This window comes from Oculatella sp. FACHB-28 (assembly GCF_014696015.1).
Taxonomy (GTDB): domain Bacteria; phylum Cyanobacteriota; class Cyanobacteriia; order Elainellales; family Elainellaceae; genus JAAUTN01.
In genome coordinates this window covers 48,410-65,784 of record NZ_JACJPJ010000054.1, presented here as the reverse complement: position 1 = coordinate 65,784, position 17,375 = coordinate 48,410, and the positions used below count along the sequence as shown (strand labels likewise).

The following is a 17,375-nucleotide window of genomic DNA, read 5'->3' as shown; positions in this document are numbered from 1 at the left end:
CTGCCTGGTAAACTTAGTCTGTGGCTTGATCGCCTACTGCCACCAACCCAAGAAGCCCTCCCTGCTCATTGACACTGCTCTGCCTGCGTTTGCTTAAGCCGAATTGACGTTAAGTAGCCATACAGCTCAGGACAAAAAAGCGGGACAAGTCTTCGCTTTGTCCTGCCTTTTTGTCCTAGCTGAAGTAACTAGCGCAGTGGCTTTAATACGTCTCGTGGGTCGAAGCCTGGGATAAAATCCATTCCTGCAAAATTGGGTTTACCAGTTCCGGTGCTTCATCTTGAGGACAATGACCCACACCTTCAAGGGGAATGAATTCTTTAACAGCAGGAAAGTTTGCTAAGTCGCGTCCCAGAGCAATCGGCTCCCAAGGATCTTGAGTTCCCCAAAGCAAAATTGCAGGACAAGGCAGCACTTCCAGCAAATCTTCAGGCAGCGGACCCTGAGAGTAACCGGTGAATGCTAGAAATACATCCGCTGCACCCGCATCCGCTGCCGGAGCCATCAGCATGTCAACCAATTCGTCGGTTACGGCTTCAGGACGGATATAAGCTTTCAGCAAAATTTTGCGAACGGTATTGGGACGAGCAATTAATCTAAAAAAATTGTGACCCAACCAGCGAACTGCTAGAACCCTTTGTAGGAGCGGTGCGCCCATACGCCGATACCAGGGTAAGGTAGCACGACGGCGATCGTGCAGCAATCGCAATGAGCAGTTGAGCATAGCGATTCCCAGCACAGAGTCAGCATGACTAACGGCAGTTTGCATTGCAACAATACAGCCGATTGAATTTCCAACCAGATAGGCGGGAGCACCAACAACTTCTTGGCAAAAATCAGCAACTTGCTGTGCCCAAGTTTCAAAGGTGTATTCAATTTCGCTAAAAGGAACGGGCTTAGCAGAGCTACCAAAGCCAATCAGATCGATCGCATAAACTCGACAGCTTTCTGCCAGGGCAGGAATGTTTTTGCGCCAATGCTGCCAGGAGGCTCCAAAACCATGAATCAGCACAACTGCTGGCCCTGATTCTCCTTCAGCCTGATAACAGATAGGAAATCCCTTCCACATCCAGGTTTGAGAGGGTGAAAAAGAGCTAACAGCAGCTGGGAGGTTTGAAGTTAGAGACATCGCATCGCACCGGACGAATGGGCTATTACAAATCTTTACTTTTTTATTGTGCCAATCAATCTCTAAAAAGGCATGACCAGGATTATAGATCTGCTGCGATCGCTCCACTTCAATCAAAGCAAGCTTCCTCGATAAAAATTAGAGGGGAGAAAAAATTAGAGCGCAGAAGCATCACCTCTACGCTCAAACTTAGCTGCATCAGCAAAATCACAGATCTTAGCCAAAACGACCGCTAACGTAGTCTTGAGTTGCTTGCTGAGTTGGGTTGTTGAAAATATTTTGGGTGGGCGCATATTCCACCAGGTAACCCTGCTTGCCGCCTTTTTCAGTTGCTTGAGCGTTAAAGAAAGCAGTCATATCAGAGACACGAGAAGCCTGTTGCATGTTGTGCGTCACAATCACGATGGTGAACTGCTCTTTTAATTCGTGCATCAAGTCCTCAACCCGGAGGGTAGAAATGGGGTCAAGCGCAGAACAGGGTTCATCCATCAGCAGTACTTCGGGTTCGATGGCGATCGCCCGCGCAATGCAAAGCCGCTGCTGTTGACCACCTGAAATGGATAGACCGCTTTCCCTGAGCTTGTCTTTCACCTCTTCCCAGAGAGCAGCTTTGCGGAGCGATCGCTCTACTAGCTCATCCATATCGCCCTTGTAACCATTGATCCGCGCCCCAAACGCAATGTTTTCATAGATTGACTTAGGGAAAGGATTTGGCTTCTGAAACACCATTCCAATGCGGCGACGCAACTCGGTAGCATCTACGCTCTTATCGTAAAGGTCAACTCCACGATACTGAATCGTACCCTTTACGTGAGCGCCTGGAATCAGGTCATTGAGACGGTTAAAGCAGCGCAGCACCGTGCTCTTACCACAACCCGATGGGCCAATAAAAGCAGTAATTTTGCGCTCAGGAACATCTACCGAGACATTGCTAACTGCCAAAAAAGAACCGTAATAGTAACTGGCTTGATCAACATGGAAAGCTGTGCCGGTGCCAACGGCTGTAGAAGGATTAGTCTGCATGAAATATTGACCTTTTTATTTCAAATAATTAGAACCAGCGAAGATACCAACACATTCAAGGATCAAACCTTTCCAGCCTGGAACCGATTTCGCAAATAGATTGCCGTTGCATTCATGATCAACAGCACTATCATCAAGACAATAATTCCAGCCGCAGCGTTGGTGTGAAACTCTGCCTGAGGACGACCTACCCAGTTAAAAATCTGAATCGGTAAAGCGCTAAAGCCACCTTCCCGAAAAGATGGAATGTACGGCACAAAAGTCTGCGCCCCAATCACAATTAGCGGCGCAGTTTCGCCGATCGCCCTAGATAAAGCCAAAATCGTACCCGTTAAAATACCTGGAAACGCCTGGGGCAACACATGCTCTCTCACGGTTTGCCAACGCGTTGCACCCAGCGCCATCCCTGCCAGCCGCAGACTATCTGGCACTGCTCTCAAAGCTTCACGGGTCGCAACAATAATAACCGGCAAAATTAGCAATGCCAGCGTCAAGCCTGCGGCAAACACAGTACGACCACCCGTAATATCTACAAAAACGCGAACAAACACCGCCAAGCCGAGCAATCCATAGATGATGGATGGGACAGCGGCCAGGTTCCCGATGTTAATCTCAAGAATTCTGGTGAAGAGATTATCCGTAGAAAATTCTTCTAGGAAAATGCCTGCCCCAACTCCAATTGGAAAAGCCACAAGGGCGGTGATAAACAGCAACCAAACTGTGCCTACCAAGGGAGCTAAAATTCCTGCCCGTTCAGCGCTACGAGAGGGGAAGCTAGTGAGAAACTGCCAATTTAACCGAGGAAGCCCATCAACTAAAACATCAATCAGCAGAAATGCCAGCACAACCAATCCCGCTATGGTAGCAACCCAGCTAGCAATTCTAAAAATATTGTCTAGCCTGTAGCGTCCAGCTAAGTTTGGGTTAAACCGCTGCTTAGCCAAATCATCCTGAGAAAAGGCGTTTGGATCTGTAACTGTCATTCGTACTTCTCCCGGAAACGGCGAACAAACCAGAAACTAAAACCATTCAGCACCAGGGTGATCAGAAACAGAGTCATTCCCACTGCGAAGAGAGTGATGTACTCAATTGAACCAGTTGGCGCATCTCCTCCAGCAACCTGCACAATAAACGAAGTCATCGTCTGAATTGGCACACGAGGATCAAGCGTCAGCCTTGGGTTTTGTCCGGCTGCAATGGTGACAATCATCGTTTCCCCAACTGCTCGCGCTACTCCCAGAATGAAAGAAGCCACAATCCCTGAAAGAGCAGCCGGTAACACGACATTGGTAATCGTCTCACGCTTAGTTGCTCCTAAAGCATAGGAACCTTGTCGGAGACTTTGGGGCACAGCATAGATTGCATCTTCACTAAGAGAGGCAATCGTGGGCAGAATTGCGATTCCCAGTACAATTCCAGCACTCAAGCCGTTAAATTGCTGAAGACCAGGAACAAAAAGCCGCAGAATCGGGGTTACAAGGAAGAGAGCAAAATAACCAAACACAACGGTTGGCACCCCTGCCAAAATTTCCAAGGCTGGCTTTAACCAGCTACGCACCTTGCGAGGTGCATATTCACTTAAACAAACAGCAGCCAGAATTCCCATTGGCATCGCCACAATTAGAGCGATTACAGATGTAAGCAGTGTGGCACTGATCAGCACCATGATGCCGTATTGGGAATTGGTGAAGAGGGGAGTCCACTGGGTATCCGTCAGAAAATCCCAGATGGGCACTTCCCGAAAGAACAAAATGGTTTCAAAGACCAGAGTGAGAACGATTCCAACGGTTGTGAAAATGGAAAGAATGCCAAAAGCTCCAAACAAGCCTTTTGCTAACTTTTCCATTGTCTTGCTGAGCTTGCGGTTTGGTTGCCAGAGTCTACTGTTTTGAGATGGATCTGGTAATTGACTGGTAGTCATAATGACAGGTTTTGGGAGGGGAAGCAGGGAACTGGCTCTCTAAGATGAATGCTTAAACTGAAGCCGATCGCCCCCATTCAGTGGAATGGGGGCGATCGGCACTAGCCAAACTACTGGGCCAAAATCTCAGGTAGGGACGCACCTTCGGCGGCTTCTGCAAACGCCGATCCCGTTACACCATTCTCTAAACGAGCCTGTACCAGTGGAGTAAGCTCATCACCCAGAGGTACATAGCCAACTTCTTCTACTAATGAGGCGTTTGCCTCATCAACGTAGAAGTTAACAAACTCTTGAATATGGGGTTCTTCAAGCGCTGCGGTGCTGACATAGACAAAAAGCGGACGAGAGAGAGGAGCATAGCTACCGTCTAGCACAGTTTCAGCACTGGGTGCAACGCAACCTTCACCACCATCGACTTGAACTGCTTTGAGGCTATCTGCGTTCTCCTCATAGTAAGCGTAGCCAAAATATCCAAGTGCATTGGGGTCACCAACCACACCCTGAACGATCACGTTATCATCTTCGCTGGAGGTGTAGTCTCCACGACTTGCACCTTCTTCACCGTTGACAACATCTGTGAAGTAATCGAATGTACCAGAATCAGTTCCGGGACCATAGAGTGCTAGAGGCGCATCTGGGAAAGAGGGGTCAACCTGGTTCCAGTTGCTAACAGTGCCCTGAGCTTCGGGTGCCCACATGGTGTTGAGCTGCTCAATGGTCATGCACTCTGCCCAATCATTTTCGGGGTTAACCACGACGGTCAGTGCGTCTTGAGCAACTGGGAGTTCGATGAATTCAATACCTGCTGCTTCACATGCAGCAATTTCATCTGCCTCAATGATGCGAGAAGCGTTGGAGATTTGGGTTTCACCAGCGCAGAACTTTTCAAAGCCACCACCCGTACCAGAGGTGCCAACCGTAACCTGAACACCATTGTTGGCAGCCATAAACTCTTCTGCCATCGCCTCAGAGATGGGGAAGACGGTGCTGGAACCATCAATAGCGATAGTGCCACTCAGATCGCCGCCGCCCTCAGCTGGTGCTTCAGCCGTTTCGCCTTCGGGCGCTTCGGTGGAGGTGTCAGTGCCACCCCCCGCACAAGAGGACACAACGAAAGTGAGAGCAATTGAGGCGGCTAGATATGCAAAACGCTTTGAACGAAGTTGAAACAGCATGATCTTTGGGTGTTGTAAATCTGTTTGGGAAACGCCTGCATCCTACCGTTTGAGTGTAAAGATAAGGTTAAGTAAACTTGTCTTCTGGAATACTTGTCCCGAAATTCTGTAGTCCACTATACGTTAAAAGTTCAATAACTGCTGCTAATAGAGATTTTTAGGCTAAATTTGAAGTATTAATTTTGTTTAAATTTGTTCATTTCTACGTACTGACGATCACTTTTTGCTCACATTTACCATGACCCACTACGTAATCTATGACGGTAACTGTAATCTCTGCTCTACGCTAGTTCAGTTGCTTGAAAAACTGGATCAGGGTAAGCAATTTCAATATGCACCAATGCAGGACCAGGCAACACTGGAGCAGTTTGGCATTACGTCACAGGACTGCGAAAAAGGAATGCTTTTAATCAATGCTAACGTTCCCCAACAGCGATGGCAGGGCAGTGATGCGGCTGAAGAAATTGGGCGTTTGCTACCGCTAGGTGAAGTGTTTATAAATGCGTATCGAGCAATGCCTGGGGTGAAGTGGGGGGGCGATCGCCTCTACGTCCAAGTTCGCGATAATCGCTATGCCTGGTTTGGCCGACGCTCTAGCCTCTATGAGTCTGCTTACCCAATCTGCAACACCGATGCTTGCAGAAAGTAGAAGAAGGGCTGAAACGAGCCACGATGAAGGTATACCACTGTTTTAGCTCGTGAATCAAATCCAAACCGTTAGACTGTAAACTCTATGTAAATTCCTGGGTTCTAGCTGCAGCCAGATGTGACTCTTGGCGACAATCTGGTAGACAATAGGGGGTGAAACAGGAGTGTGGTAGCACAGGTGACTCCCCGTTGCCAGTGTTTCTGTCTGAATTTGATCGCTTGCCACAGATTAGCCCTAAAGAAGCCTCCGGACGCTGTAATCCCAGTGGAGTAACTGGATAAAGACTTCAATCTAGCAAGGTTCCTCGGTGGTTCAGGCAAAACTTAGTTTGTCTGGATTAGTGTGCTGCGGCTAGATTACCTTTGTTGTTACCTCATTCAGATCTAGACAGAAGTCCGTCCCAACATTGAAAACCCTGGATGTTTGGATGATTAATTCGATTTACGAGACTAAAGATCACTTGTTTAGTTTTCCATCAAGCAGCGTTACTCAAGATCGTATTTTGGCGGCGATCGACGTTGGGACTAATTCCATTCACATGGTTGTAGTGCGAATTCAGCCTGCAATTCCTGCATTCACCATTATTGCTAAAGAAAAAGCGACAGTGCGTCTAGGCGATCGCGACAGAGAGACAGGCAAGCTGACTCCAGAGGCAATGACGCGGGCAATGGATGCTCTCAAGCGCTGCCAAAAAATTGCTCACAGCCTCAATGCTGAAGACATCGTTGCCGTTGCCACTAGCGCTGTCCGAGAAGCCCCAAATGGGCGAGACTTTCTCCAGCAGATCGAGAGCGAACTGCGGCTGATGGTCAACCTGATTTCAGGACAAGAGGAAGCCCGCCGAATTTATTTAGGTGTGCTGTCGGGGATGGAGTTTGGCAACCACCCTCACGTCATCATCGATATTGGTGGCGGTTCCACAGAACTAGTGCTGGGCGACGGGCACGAACCCCGTACCCTCAGTAGCACAAAAGTTGGAGCAGTACGACTGACGGCTGACATTGTTAACACTGACCCGATCAGCAACAGTGAATTTAACCATCTGCAAGCCTTCGTCCGAGGAATGCTAGAGCGATCGGTAGAAGAATTACAGGCTCACCTAAACGCTGGCGAACTGCCTCGCTTAGTCGGTACCTCTGGCACGATTGAAGCTTTAGCCGCAATTCACGCTCGGGAAAAGCTAGGAGTCATTCCCACTCCGCTCAATGGCTATCAGTTCAGCTTGAAAGACCTGCGAGAACTCGTTAACCGTCTGCGTAGACTGAACTACCAGGAACGGCTAAATATTCCTGGAATGTCAGACCGTCGCGCCGAAATCATTGTAGCTGGGGCAGTCATTTTGCAAGAGGCAATGACCCTGCTAGGTATGGAGACGGTCACGATTTGCGAGCGATCGCTCCGAGAAGGAGTCGTTGTTGATTGGATGCTAACCCACGGGCTGATCGAAGACCGACTGCGCTTTCAAAGCTCTGTACGCCAGCGCAGCGTTGTCAAAATTGCCCGCAAATATGGAATTAACCTAGAGCACAGCGAACGAGTTGCCCAATTTGCGCTTACCCTATTTGACCAAACCCAGGGCATGTTACACGATTGGGGTACAGAAGAGCGAGAATTGCTGTGGGCGGCCGCCATGCTCCACAACTGCGGGCACTTCGTCAACCATTCCTCTCACCACAAACATTCCTATTACTTAATTCGGCAGGGAGACCTATTAGGCTACACCGAAACTGAAATCGAGACCATCGCCAATTTGGCCCGCTACCATCGCAAAAGTTGCCCTAAGAAAAAGCACGAAAACTATCGAAACCTGACTAGCAAGCAACATCGTCGCATCGTCGAACAACTCAGTACCCTATTACGTCTAGCCGTTGCGCTCGATCGCCGTCAAATAGGTGCAGTTCGGCAAGTCACCTTCAAGTACGACCCCAACCAGCGGGAACTGCACCTGTTGCTTCAAGCAAAGAAACCCGGAGATGATTGTGCCCTCGAACTTTGGAGCCTCGATTACAAAAAAGGCTGCTTTGAGTCCGAGTTCAACCTGAAACTCATTCCCCAGCTAGAACAATCTAAGCTGTTAAATGCCTCATCCTAATCTCTCAACTTAAGCTGCTTCAAAGCCCTCATTAAGACGAGTATCGAGATAAAGATAAAGCCCTTCGCTAGCTTGGAAATAAATATCGATCCATTCCTGGCAACCGTCCTTGCGTGTGCAATACCGGGGTGCGTGGGCACAATAGGAATACTTTTAGACTTAGTCGTTTGGCTTGATAAAAGTTGAAATAGGGTGAGAACACTGAGCAGGAGATAGTTTAGCTATCTCCTTTTTTGTCCTAACTGATAGCGGTGCTTGTTGAATGGAATACAAAGCGTGGCATAGAGCAACAGCTCGATCCACTGCCGCCGCTATACGCCACGCAATTAGAATTACTATAAGTGACTAGCGCGTTAGGTTAAGCAGTTTCAGGTAAACCTTGAATGGATAGTAATGCAATTTATATTTTGAAAGTATTCATCGTTTCGGGGGGTCTAGCAGTAGCCATCAAATATGTTATGCCCCTTTTGTCTATTTCATCCAGTACAGCAATTGTTTTAACTTTGGTACTCTTGCCAAGTGTTGCACTGGCGATCGCCTTGGCATGGCGGGCACAACAGCAGCTTTCGTGAAAGTAGCAAAGTTGACGTGACATAGGACTGGGAAAGCTAGGGCTGGGAAAGCATTCTCGTAAGCTTCACTTCAATAAAAAAGCGCTGGCTCAATCTGCACCAGCGCTTAGCATTTAGAGCAGTAAGAGTACTAGCCTTGCTAGCGAACCTGCATGTAAACCGCATCTGAAAGGGTCGGAATCTCTGCGTAGCGGCCCATCGCAGACTGAATAATGGAGTAAACAACTGCGGCAATCATGCCAAAGAAAATGACGTTATAGACTGTTTCAATAATCAGTCCGCCACCTAGACCTGAACCAAACAGGCTTAAAATAAATTTGCACAAAACTAGAATGATGTCTAACAAGATCGCTTGCATTGCATTGAACCGGATGAAGTGGTTAATGCTTTCGTTCCTGACTACAAGCAGGAACAAGGCAAAGAATACGATCAATCCACCAAATCCAAATAAAGCCCTATCTATGGTGCTGTAAACTAGCAAGATTGGAGTTAGGGGCAGAAGAATTACTTCAAGTGCAGGAAACTGCCGGAAGAAATATATACCAAAAGCTAGCCCATCAATCAGGGGCAAAAGATAGGGCAGACAAGCGAAAAAGCGATCCTTGGGGTTAGTGGAGCCACGCCAGCTCATGTTTTGCTCTCCTCAAATTGGGGCTACTTTCTTACATTTCTACACTAAGACCAGGATAGCGCAGTCGCCCAGTCAACAAAAATCTGTCCAAGCGGGTACTTGGAGTAGGACAGGGCTGATTCAATCACTCAATGTTCGCAATTCGGAACCCCATTTGACACTCAAATTGAGCGGGTTGACTGTCAGTCAACTTACCAAGAGAACGACCGCACAAAAGCTGACCTTGCTGCCAGCGAGGTTGCCCGGTTTGACTAGCCATCAAGCAAGTTTGACAAACTTGATGGGGAGAGAGCAGTTGATTTTCCATCAAGATGACTAGCATGAAGCACCTACCTTAAGCGGGTAAGCCTAGCCCACTAGCTCTAATCTTAAGCTACTCCTTTGGAGGAGTTGTCAAGGGTATTACATACTTTAACGAGTCCTTAATGAAAAGACTTGAATGGCTGATCCAACTCATGAAGTCGATGCAGTGAAGCGTTATGATCATTAACTCGGGATAAATTTAGCTTGTGAATTGTGAGCAGCCAAGAACGGTTGATCATCAATCCGGCTACCGTGAATGAAACTGTGCTGAATTGTGGATTTGGGGGTTTGTCTGTGACTCAAGCTGTAGCTAAAACGACCGTTCAAACTAATTTAGATTTTGTAGAAAAAACCGATCCGGCGGTTGCTGGCTTGATTCAGAACGAACTCCAGCGCCAGCGTGATCACCTAGAACTGATTGCGAGTGAGAATTTTACGTCTCCCTCAGTGCTGGCTGCTCAAGGTTCCGTATTGACCAACAAATATGCAGAGGGTTTGCCCCAAAAGCGCTACTACGGCGGTTGTGAATTTGTTGATCAAATCGAGCAAATTGCAATCGATCGCGCAAAAGAGCTGTTTGGTGCAGCCCATGCCAACGTCCAACCTCATTCTGGCGCACAGGCAAACTTTGCGGTTTTCCTGTCCTTGCTAGAGCCAGGTGACACAATCATGGGCATGGATTTGTCTCATGGTGGGCATTTGACGCACGGTTCCCCAGTCAATGTGTCGGGCAAGTGGTTTAAGGTGCAGCACTACGGCGTTAGTGCAGAAACAGAGCAGCTTGACTACGACCAGATAAGAGATCTGGCGCTAAAACATCGTCCTAAGCTATTGATTTGCGGGTATTCGGCTTATCCACGAGTGATTCGGTTTGACCAGTTCAGGGCGATCGCTGACGAAGTTGGGGCCTTGCTGCTAGCCGACATTGCCCATATCGCCGGATTAGTCGCAACCGGACATCACCCCAATCCACTACCCTATTGCGATGTCGTCACCACCACCACCCATAAAACGCTGCGTGGACCACGGGGTGGCTTGATTTTGACCCGTGATGCAGAACTGGGCAAAAAACTGGACAAAGCTGTCTTTCCAGGTTCTCAGGGTGGGCCACTAGAGCATGTGATCGCAGGGAAAGCCGTTGCCTTTGGTGAAGCCCTTCAACCTGAATTCAAAACCTACTCAGCTCAAGTGATCCGCAATGCTCAGGCAATGGCAACGCAACTCCAGGAGCGTGGATTTAAGCTAGTTTCAGGCGGCACTGACAATCATCTAATTTTGGTTGACTTGCGCTCTGTCGGCATGACGGGTAAGCGGGCAGACCAACTTGTAAGTGGAGTCAACATTACGGCAAACAAAAATACGGTGCCCTTTGACCCAGAATCACCTTTTGTCACGAGTGGACTGCGACTTGGCTCACCTGCAATGACCACTCGCGGCATGGGTACACCAGAGTTTACCGAAATCGCTAATATTATTGCCGATCGCCTTTTAAACCCAGAAGATGAGGCAGTAGCTCAAAACTGCCGACAGCGAGTTGCAGCCTTGTGCGATCGCTTCCCCCTCTATCCCCACTTGGGCTAATTACCTAGCCAAGGTTGCTTTATAAAGTTGATTTTTCGTGTTCAATGCTCGAAAAATCAACTTTTTTTATTTAAGTTTTTAAACACATCTCAGGGGTTGAGAAAGCCACACCTTGTGTCAAGAAGCCCCATTGGAAAAGAAAATTGAAAGCCTGCCTCTTTGCAAGAACGATGCTCTTAACTCTACAAAGAGCTTTTGTTAGACAAGTCGTCACCCTGAGTTCAAAAAATGGCATTGCTGATTTGATGTATGAAATTCGTAGAGTCATGCATTGCCATGACTCTACAGAGGGAACTGAGATTCGCGAATCATACCTGCATTCAGCAACGCCCAAAAAATATTTCTCGCAACTTTTCCTATTAATTAAACGAATAGCAGTTAGCAAGTAAGTCCAGGTAGAGTTGCTACTGATGTATACAAGCACTGCACTACAGATCGAGTGAATGCTCGATTGTGTAGTCTCATATTGAATATTGGAATAACTGCTGCTGAAGCCAGGATTTAATTGCTTCGGTATCACGATTAAAACAATAAATCTAGGCGAAAACTTGCTGAAAACATATTCTATGTCTGGCTTTGAGAAGCATTAAACTAATGCCTCGGCAGAATTCTCAAAGCCCTAAAATTAAAGTTCTGAAATTCTACGGCTCAGAACGTTTAGCTATATCGCTGCTCTCATTTCAGGCGGATTGCAAGTATCCGGTCATGAATCAATGTAAGAGCACTTACCTTGAGATGTCACAATCATCTTAGTCAAAGCCCTAGCATTGAGCCGACAGTTCATGTAGACTCTGCCTGAAACTTAGTTTTGTCTGCACCCTATCTTATAGTTATCAGATGCCTCCTCAGTTATACCACCTGGCTGCGTTCCTGGTTTCGGCTGTGGTTGTTCTTATTAGCACGCCGATTGTCAAAAAAATTGGACTCAAGAGCGGGCGCGTAGACATGCCGGGTGGACGCAAAGTTCACCAACGACCAATGGTACGCTTGGGCGGAGTTTCCATATTTCTAGGAGCGCTAGTGGCGCTGCTAACCATTTGGGGGCTGGGCGGATTTGGCTATCTGCCACCCGACAAAGAATACGAAATTTGGGGCGTTACCGTTGGCGGTTTGGGCTTTTTTCTAATTGGGTTAGCCGATGACCTATTTGGTCTACCTGCAGTGGTCAGGCTGTTGCTACAGGCGATCGTAGCAGGCTGTGCTTGGCAAGTAGGGGTCCAAATCGATTTTCTCACCGTGCCCTTCCTGGGGTTAGTCTCTCTGCCCGTTTGGATTAATCTGCCCATTACGATTATCTGGTTGGTTGGCATGGCCAACGCCATCAATTGGATTGATGGGCTCGATGGGCTTGCAGCAGGAGTCTCCGGGATTGCCGCCGTCGTCATGCTGGTCGTCAGTCTCTTCATGAATCAACCCGCCGCTGCTTTGATTGCCGCCGCCCTTGCCGGGGGTGCTCTGGGATTTCTCCGCTATAACTTCAATCCAGCCCAAATTTTTATGGGCGACGGGGGGGCTTATTATATGGGCTTTACCCTGGCTGGCGTAGGGGTAGTCGGGTTAGTCAAGAGCGTTACTACAGTTGCTGTCCTCTTGCCCTATCTCATTTTGGCAGTGCCAATTTTAGATATGTCGGCAGTCATCTTGGACCGTTTACGTCACGGCAAATCTCCTTTCGTTGCAGACAAACGCCATCTGCACCATCGCTTACTCAACGCGGGGCTTTCTCATCGGCTAACGGTTCTATTTATCTATGCACTGACACTTTGGGTTGGCAGTTTAGCGCTAGCCTTTTCTAATATCCCTAGTGGGGTTGCTTATGCAGTTGGGGCGACTGCACTGCTCAGCTATATGAGCTGGCAAGTTAGAAAACATGCCCGTTAGTAGGTGAACTTGATGAGCCATAGTGCCGAAACGAATAGTGCCGAAATTATCTGTGTGGGCACAGAGTTGCTGCTGGGTGAAATTCTCAACAGCAATGCCCAATTTCTGGCCCAACAGCTCGCTCAGTTAGGGATTCCTCACTATTACCAAACGGTTGTGGGAGACAATCCGCTGAGGCTACAGAAGGTACTGGCGATCGCCTGTGAGCGATCGCGCCTTCTGATCTTTACAGGTGGCTTAGGTCCAACTCCTGACGACCTGACCACCGAAACCCTGGCAGACTTCTTTGAAGTTCCTCTCATTGAGCGTCCTGACATTCTCGAAGACATTGCTCGTAAGTTTGCTAGTCGCGGCAGAGTCATGTCACCTAGCAACCGTAAACAAGCACTTGTTCCCAAGGGCGCAGAAATCTTACCCAATCCCTGGGGCAGCGCTCCTGGAATTATCTGGCAGCCCCGGTCTGGGCTAACCTTGATGACCTTTCCTGGTGTTCCCAGTGAAATGCAGGCAATGTGGCAGCAAACTGCCGTTCCTTATCTTCAAAGCCAGGGATGGGGCAAGGAAATTATCTACAGCCGCACATTGCGCTTTTGGGGCATTGGCGAATCAACTTTGGCTGAAAAAGTGGTTTCCTTTTTTGACCTAAAAAATCCGACCGTCGCTCCTTATGCCGGAAAAGGAGAAGTCAGGTTGCGAGTTTCTGCCAAAGCCAGTTCAGAAGCGGCAGCACTGGAACTGATTGAACCCGTCACTCAGCAACTTCGTGAAATTGCTGGGGCAGATTATTACGGCAAGGATGACGATACCCTTGCTGTGGCAGTTGGCAAACTGCTTCAGGATGCTGGACAAACTCTGTCGGTAGCGGAGTCGTGCACAGGGGGTGGATTAGGACATCTGCTGACATCAGTTTCGGGCAGTTCTAGCTACTTCAAGGGAGGAGTCATCTCTTATGACAACCAGGTCAAGGTCTTGCTGCTGGACGTTAACCCAGAAGATTTAGCGCAGCACGGGGCAGTAAGCGATGTTGTCGCGAAGCAAATGGCGCTAGGAGTTAAGCAGCGTTTAGCGACCACTTGGGGACTCAGCATTACGGGAGTTGCCGGACCAACGGGCGGCACAGAAGAAAAACCTGTAGGCTTGGTTTACATCGGCTTAGCCGGACCAGATGAGCAGGTCGAAAGCTTCGTTTATTCCTTCGGTTCACAACGCAGCCGTGACTGGATTCGCTGGATTAGTACCTGCAATGCGCTTGACCTGCTGCGGCGCAGGCTCTTGATCCCCAGCAATCCTTAACAAATAATTAACCGACTTGATCATTCTGAAAGATTCGTTATGATCAAGGTGAACACTTTACGTTGACTTTATTTAAGCTAAGACTTTCTTGGCTTGATTAAGTTCCTGGTCTACGGCGAAGGAGCCTTTGGGTTAATGGATTACATCGAAAACATACTGGACAAGCTGAAAGAGTGGGCACGCAGGCTAATTGATGCTCTGTTAGGCCCAGAAGCTGAGCCTGAACCCGAACCCATTCCAATTCCTGTTAATGACCGCCGCCGATAGTCGTGAACCTTCTGGGTTAAGTGCCTCTTCAGAATCAAGCGCTCAATGGTTGAGCATTTTAGTTCTGCATGGCCCTAATTTGAACCTTTTGGGTAAGCGCGAACCAGGCATTTACGGGCATGAAACGCTGGATGGCATTAATCGCTCTCTAGATCAGGAAGGGCGATCGCTCCAGGTAAATGTTTCGAGTGTCCAGTCTAATCACGAAGGTGTACTGATTGACGCGATTCAGGAAGCGCTAGGTGAGCATCACGGTATTCTGATTAATCCTGGTGCGTATACCCATACAAGCGTTGCTATTCGAGATGCGATCGCGTCTGTCTTGCTACCAGTTGTAGAGGTCCATCTTAGTAACATTTACCGACGCGAGGCTTTTCGGCATCACTCTTACATTGCACCAGTGGCAATTGGGCAAATTAGCGGTTTTGGAGCTGACAGCTATCGTCTGGGGCTTCATGCGTTAGTTCACTACCTGAGACGGAACTAGTACTCAAGTTTTTACAAAAATTCGTTACGCTGGAGAAAGGCTGAGTGTTAAACCACTTGGTCTTTTTGATTTTGAGACCGTTCAGGACGGGACGGTGCGCTACTGGCATGGAGGAAAGATGCTGACAGAAAAACTTGAGCAACTCAAAGCTCTATTTACCGAAATGGGACAAGCGCTAGTTGCTTATTCTGGTGGAATTGACAGTACGCTGGTGGCAAAAATTGCCTTCGATGTGCTGGGCGATCGAGCCTTAGCAATCACAGCTGAATCTCCCTCCTTATTGCCCGAAGATTTAGAAGATGCCCGAATCCAGGCAGCAGAAATCGGCATCGCCCATCAGGTGGTACAGACTCATGAGATGGACAACCCCAACTACACCTCGAACCCAGTCAATCGCTGCTACTTCTGCAAAAGTGAACTGCACGACACACTCAAACCCCTAGCACTCAAGTGGGGCTATCCTTACGTGGTAGACGGTGTTAATGCAGATGACTTGTCAGACTATCGTCCCGGAATTCAAGCAGCGAAAGAACGAGGAGCGCGATCGCCCCTAGCAGAAGTCGGTGTGACCAAAGCCGAAGTTCGCGAACTCTCAAGACTGCTGGGCTTGCCCTGGTGGGACAAACCTGCCCAACCCTGTCTTAGTTCCCGGTTTCCCTATGGTGAAGAGATCACCGTTGGCAAACTTCAGCGAGTTGGCAGATCTGAACGCTATCTGCGCAACCTGGGGTGGCAAAACCTGCGAGTGCGTTCAGAAGCGGATACTGCCCGCATTGAGTTGCTGCCTGATCAAATCAAAGACTTTGTCTTGAAGACTGATTTACCAACTCTAGTTTCTGCCTTCCAATCCTATGGATTTCTCTACGTCACGCTTGACCTGGAAGGCTATCGCAGCGGTAAACTTAACCAGGTTTTGCAGCCTGAACTTCTGGCTCAAAACTGATTGATGATATTGGCTAATTTTGAAGAGAAATAATCAGCAGGAGCGACCCCACTTTGAGAATTACGAGCTGGGTCCGGAGGGGGCTGTCGCCATAGGACAAAAGGAATGCTGAGCAGCCCCAAAATTAGCACTGTGCCTGCCGTGAGCCAGACCATCAAGCGACTAGGGCGATAGTCTGCTTGTTCAATTTGCCAGAATACCTGGTTGTAGCGCCACACGGACAGGACGATTACTACCAGTCCAACAACAACCAGCGCGATACCGAGAGTTTGATAGCTAAATATGGAACAGGCAGCAAGTCCGTCCTCAACAACAGCAGTCTGTAATTCTCGCAGGAACAAGCCAAATCGAGCGATCGCCAGCCCAAAGCCAATCAAGGCGATCGCCGTTCTCAGCCACGCCAAAAAAGTTCGCTCATTTGCCTGATGTTCTCGCTGGCGATCGATCTTGGGTTGCTCGTTCACACAGATCAGCGATAGTTGGTAAATTGCAGTGCGACAGGCAAGTCTTCCTGCTTTAAACGCTGAATCACTGTCTGCAACTCATCCTTAGATTTAGCAGAAACCCGTACCGCATCACCCTGAATTGAAGCCTGAATTTTATTAAACTCATCTCGAATCAGCTTTGAAATCTTTTTGCCAATTTCTGCACTGATTCCCTTTTTCAGCTTGATTTCCTGACGCACTCGGTTACCACTGGCAGATTCGATTTTGCCGTAATCAAAAATCTTCAGCGGCAGATTACGTTTAGCAGCTTTAGTTTGCAGCAGCGTATGCACAGCCTGAAGGGTAAAGTCGCTGTCAGTGTTGATGACGATCGCCTCATCACCCAACTCCACAGTCGTTTTAGTGTCTTTCAAATCATAGCGACTGCCGATTTCCCGCACAGTCTGGTCAATCGCATTGACCAATTCTTGGCGGTCAAAGTCGCTGACAATGTCAAATGAATACGTAGAAGCCATGAGTAAATTGAGATAACTACGAGAACTACTAACTATTAACTTTTAGCTAACTTTTAGCAGACTCATCACCATAAGCGTAGTAATACTAGCGGAACCGACAAGAAACATCAGCGATCGCAGTAACGGCACGCTCACAATATAGAAAACCGAGTAGAAGAAGCGAGCAGCCAAATAGGCGATCGCCGCTCCAACGACCAGGGTTGAATTCAATTCCGTTACATACGCCATTAGCGCCGCTGCTGCAAATAGCACAAAAGACTCAAAGGAATTTTGGTGTGCCCAGGTTGCTCGCTGTGCCACCGCAGGCAGCTTATCAAACATAGCCCGTGGTGCAGCCATGTCATACCCTGCTGACAGCCGACCGTATGCCACAACTAAGAAAGGCAGATAAACCAAGATAGCTGCCCCAGCGATCGCATAGAGCAGCGTCGTAGACACAGGTAACTGTTCTAGAAAAGACATCACGC

Annotated in this window: 19 protein-coding genes and 1 pseudogene; 10 read left to right on the top strand and 10 right to left on the bottom strand. The window is 48.3% G+C overall.

Translation table 11 applies throughout. The annotated features are described in order from the left end of the window. A pseudogene (locus H6F88_RS33280) lies at positions 1–97 on the top strand (IS982 family transposase); the annotation flags it as partial. Positions 98–202: 105 nt separating this feature from the next. On the opposite strand, the gene H6F88_RS11120 reads toward H6F88_RS33280, so the two are convergent. The 5 genes from H6F88_RS11120 to H6F88_RS11100 all read right to left on the bottom strand — a co-directional run bounded on the left by H6F88_RS11120 (position 203) and on the right by H6F88_RS11100 (position 5,248). Next, on the bottom strand, positions 203–1,129 hold the full coding sequence (locus H6F88_RS11120) for an alpha/beta fold hydrolase (protein ID WP_190642822.1): 927 nt from the start codon (positions 1,127–1,129) through the stop codon (positions 203–205). A gap of 216 nt (positions 1,130–1,345) precedes the next feature. Further along, positions 1,346–2,152: a phosphate ABC transporter ATP-binding protein PstB gene (gene pstB / locus H6F88_RS11115; RefSeq protein WP_190642818.1), complete on the bottom strand. Its 807-nt coding sequence runs from the start codon at positions 2,150–2,152 to the stop codon at positions 1,346–1,348. 62 nt (positions 2,153–2,214) lie between these two features. Next, complete coding sequence (pstA, locus tag H6F88_RS11110) at positions 2,215–3,135, bottom strand: phosphate ABC transporter permease PstA (RefSeq protein ID WP_190642817.1); 921 nt, start codon at positions 3,133–3,135, stop codon at positions 2,215–2,217. After that, positions 3,132–4,073, bottom strand: coding sequence for a phosphate ABC transporter permease subunit PstC (gene pstC, locus H6F88_RS11105; RefSeq protein WP_190642816.1), 942 nt, complete (start codon positions 4,071–4,073; stop codon positions 3,132–3,134). Before pstC ends, pstA begins: the two co-directional genes overlap by 4 nt. Before the next feature lie 110 nt (positions 4,074–4,183). Further along, entirely contained in the window at positions 4,184–5,248 is a 1,065-nt protein-coding gene (locus H6F88_RS11100) for a PstS family phosphate ABC transporter substrate-binding protein (protein WP_190642815.1), read from the bottom strand. Positions 5,249–5,486: 238 nt separating this feature from the next. Between H6F88_RS11100 and H6F88_RS11095 the strand changes: the two genes are divergently transcribed. The 3 genes from H6F88_RS11095 (at position 5,487) to H6F88_RS11085 (ending at position 8,561) form a co-directional block, all read left to right on the top strand. Continuing rightward, positions 5,487–5,897, top strand: a complete 411-nt coding sequence (locus tag H6F88_RS11095; RefSeq protein ID WP_190642814.1) for a DCC1-like thiol-disulfide oxidoreductase family protein — start codon at positions 5,487–5,489, stop codon at positions 5,895–5,897. A gap of 427 nt (positions 5,898–6,324) precedes the next feature. Then, on the top strand, positions 6,325–7,989 hold the full coding sequence (locus tag H6F88_RS11090; protein ID WP_190642813.1) for a Ppx/GppA phosphatase family protein: 1,665 nt from the start codon (positions 6,325–6,327) through the stop codon (positions 7,987–7,989). 383 nt (positions 7,990–8,372) lie between these two features. Continuing rightward, positions 8,373–8,561, top strand: a complete 189-nt coding sequence (locus tag H6F88_RS11085; RefSeq protein WP_190642812.1) for a hypothetical protein — start codon at positions 8,373–8,375, stop codon at positions 8,559–8,561. A 139-nt stretch (positions 8,562–8,700) separates the two neighbouring features. Here the strand turns inward: H6F88_RS11085 and H6F88_RS11080 are convergent, their stop codons facing one another. Beyond that, entirely contained in the window at positions 8,701–9,192 is a 492-nt protein-coding gene (locus H6F88_RS11080) for a Tic20 family protein (RefSeq protein ID WP_190642811.1), read from the bottom strand. A 124-nt stretch (positions 9,193–9,316) separates the two neighbouring features. Then, positions 9,317–9,514: a hypothetical protein gene (locus tag H6F88_RS11075; protein WP_190642810.1), complete on the bottom strand. Its 198-nt coding sequence runs from the start codon at positions 9,512–9,514 to the stop codon at positions 9,317–9,319. A gap of 275 nt (positions 9,515–9,789) precedes the next feature. On the opposite strand from H6F88_RS11075, the gene glyA reads away from it, so the two are divergent. The 6 genes from glyA (at position 9,790) to larE (ending at position 15,947) form a co-directional block, all read left to right on the top strand. Next, positions 9,790–11,076: a serine hydroxymethyltransferase gene (gene glyA / locus H6F88_RS11070; protein WP_190642821.1), complete on the top strand. Its 1,287-nt coding sequence runs from the start codon at positions 9,790–9,792 to the stop codon at positions 11,074–11,076. Positions 11,077–11,913: 837 nt separating this feature from the next. Continuing rightward, positions 11,914–12,957 carry an MraY family glycosyltransferase gene (locus tag H6F88_RS11065; RefSeq protein WP_190642809.1) on the top strand — a complete coding sequence of 348 codons (1,044 nt, stop codon included), beginning with the start codon at positions 11,914–11,916 and terminating at the stop codon, positions 12,955–12,957. Between the two features lie 12 nt (positions 12,958–12,969). Next, positions 12,970–14,250 carry a competence/damage-inducible protein A gene (locus tag H6F88_RS11060; protein ID WP_190642808.1) on the top strand — a complete coding sequence of 427 codons (1,281 nt, stop codon included), beginning with the start codon at positions 12,970–12,972 and terminating at the stop codon, positions 14,248–14,250. Between the two features lie 93 nt (positions 14,251–14,343). Then, on the top strand, positions 14,344–14,517 hold the full coding sequence (locus H6F88_RS11055) for a hypothetical protein (RefSeq protein ID WP_190642823.1): 174 nt from the start codon (positions 14,344–14,346) through the stop codon (positions 14,515–14,517). Continuing rightward, positions 14,501–15,004 (top strand): type II 3-dehydroquinate dehydratase, encoded by a 504-nt coding sequence (aroQ, locus tag H6F88_RS11050; protein WP_190642807.1) that lies wholly within the window; start codon positions 14,501–14,503, stop codon positions 15,002–15,004. Before H6F88_RS11055 ends, aroQ begins: the two co-directional genes overlap by 17 nt. A gap of 118 nt (positions 15,005–15,122) precedes the next feature. Further along, positions 15,123–15,947, top strand: coding sequence for an ATP-dependent sacrificial sulfur transferase LarE (larE, locus tag H6F88_RS11045; protein WP_190642806.1), 825 nt, complete (start codon positions 15,123–15,125; stop codon positions 15,945–15,947). Here larE and H6F88_RS11040 read toward each other — a convergent pair. From H6F88_RS11040 to H6F88_RS11030, 3 genes are read right to left on the bottom strand one after another with little or no spacing between them, the layout of a single operon-like run. Then, entirely contained in the window at positions 15,938–16,411 is a 474-nt protein-coding gene (locus H6F88_RS11040; protein ID WP_190642805.1) for a DUF202 domain-containing protein, read from the bottom strand. The two genes, larE and H6F88_RS11040, sit on opposite strands and share 10 nt — an antisense overlap. A gap of 5 nt (positions 16,412–16,416) precedes the next feature. Continuing rightward, on the bottom strand, positions 16,417–16,908 hold the full coding sequence (locus H6F88_RS11035; RefSeq protein ID WP_190642804.1) for a YajQ family cyclic di-GMP-binding protein: 492 nt from the start codon (positions 16,906–16,908) through the stop codon (positions 16,417–16,419). A 42-nt stretch (positions 16,909–16,950) separates the two neighbouring features. Next, positions 16,951–17,370, bottom strand: coding sequence for an MAPEG family protein (locus H6F88_RS11030; RefSeq protein WP_190642803.1), 420 nt, complete (start codon positions 17,368–17,370; stop codon positions 16,951–16,953). Positions 17,371–17,375 lie beyond the last annotated feature (5 nt).

What these genes read in the sequence shown, in the direction of transcription:
- H6F88_RS11035 (WP_190642804.1), bottom strand. Translation starts at nt 16,908, where the DNA reads ATGGCTTCTACGTATTCATTTGACATTGTCAGCGACTTTGACCGCCAA.
- pstB (WP_190642818.1), bottom strand. Translation starts at nt 2,152, where the DNA reads ATGCAGACTAATCCTTCTACAGCCGTTGGCACCGGCACAGCTTTCCAT.
- H6F88_RS11095 (WP_190642814.1), top strand. Translation starts at nt 5,487, where the DNA reads ATGACCCACTACGTAATCTATGACGGTAACTGTAATCTCTGCTCTACG.
- H6F88_RS11030 (WP_190642803.1), bottom strand. Translation starts at nt 17,370, where the DNA reads ATGTCTTTTCTAGAACAGTTACCTGTGTCTACGACGCTGCTCTATGCG.
- H6F88_RS11080 (WP_190642811.1), bottom strand. Translation starts at nt 9,192, where the DNA reads ATGAGCTGGCGTGGCTCCACTAACCCCAAGGATCGCTTTTTCGCTTGT.
- pstC (WP_190642816.1), bottom strand. Translation starts at nt 4,073, where the DNA reads ATGACTACCAGTCAATTACCAGATCCATCTCAAAACAGTAGACTCTGG.
- H6F88_RS11075 (WP_190642810.1), bottom strand. Translation starts at nt 9,514, where the DNA reads ATGCTAGTCATCTTGATGGAAAATCAACTGCTCTCTCCCCATCAAGTT.
- aroQ (WP_190642807.1), top strand. Translation starts at nt 14,501, where the DNA reads ATGACCGCCGCCGATAGTCGTGAACCTTCTGGGTTAAGTGCCTCTTCA.
- H6F88_RS11065 (WP_190642809.1), top strand. Translation starts at nt 11,914, where the DNA reads ATGCCTCCTCAGTTATACCACCTGGCTGCGTTCCTGGTTTCGGCTGTG.
- H6F88_RS11090 (WP_190642813.1), top strand. Translation starts at nt 6,325, where the DNA reads ATGATTAATTCGATTTACGAGACTAAAGATCACTTGTTTAGTTTTCCA.
- pstA (WP_190642817.1), bottom strand. Translation starts at nt 3,135, where the DNA reads ATGACAGTTACAGATCCAAACGCCTTTTCTCAGGATGATTTGGCTAAG.
- larE (WP_190642806.1), top strand. Translation starts at nt 15,123, where the DNA reads ATGCTGACAGAAAAACTTGAGCAACTCAAAGCTCTATTTACCGAAATG.
- H6F88_RS11120 (WP_190642822.1), bottom strand. Translation starts at nt 1,129, where the DNA reads ATGTCTCTAACTTCAAACCTCCCAGCTGCTGTTAGCTCTTTTTCACCC.
- H6F88_RS11100 (WP_190642815.1), bottom strand. Translation starts at nt 5,248, where the DNA reads ATGCTGTTTCAACTTCGTTCAAAGCGTTTTGCATATCTAGCCGCCTCA.
- H6F88_RS11085 (WP_190642812.1), top strand. Translation starts at nt 8,373, where the DNA reads ATGGATAGTAATGCAATTTATATTTTGAAAGTATTCATCGTTTCGGGG.
- H6F88_RS11060 (WP_190642808.1), top strand. Translation starts at nt 12,970, where the DNA reads ATGAGCCATAGTGCCGAAACGAATAGTGCCGAAATTATCTGTGTGGGC.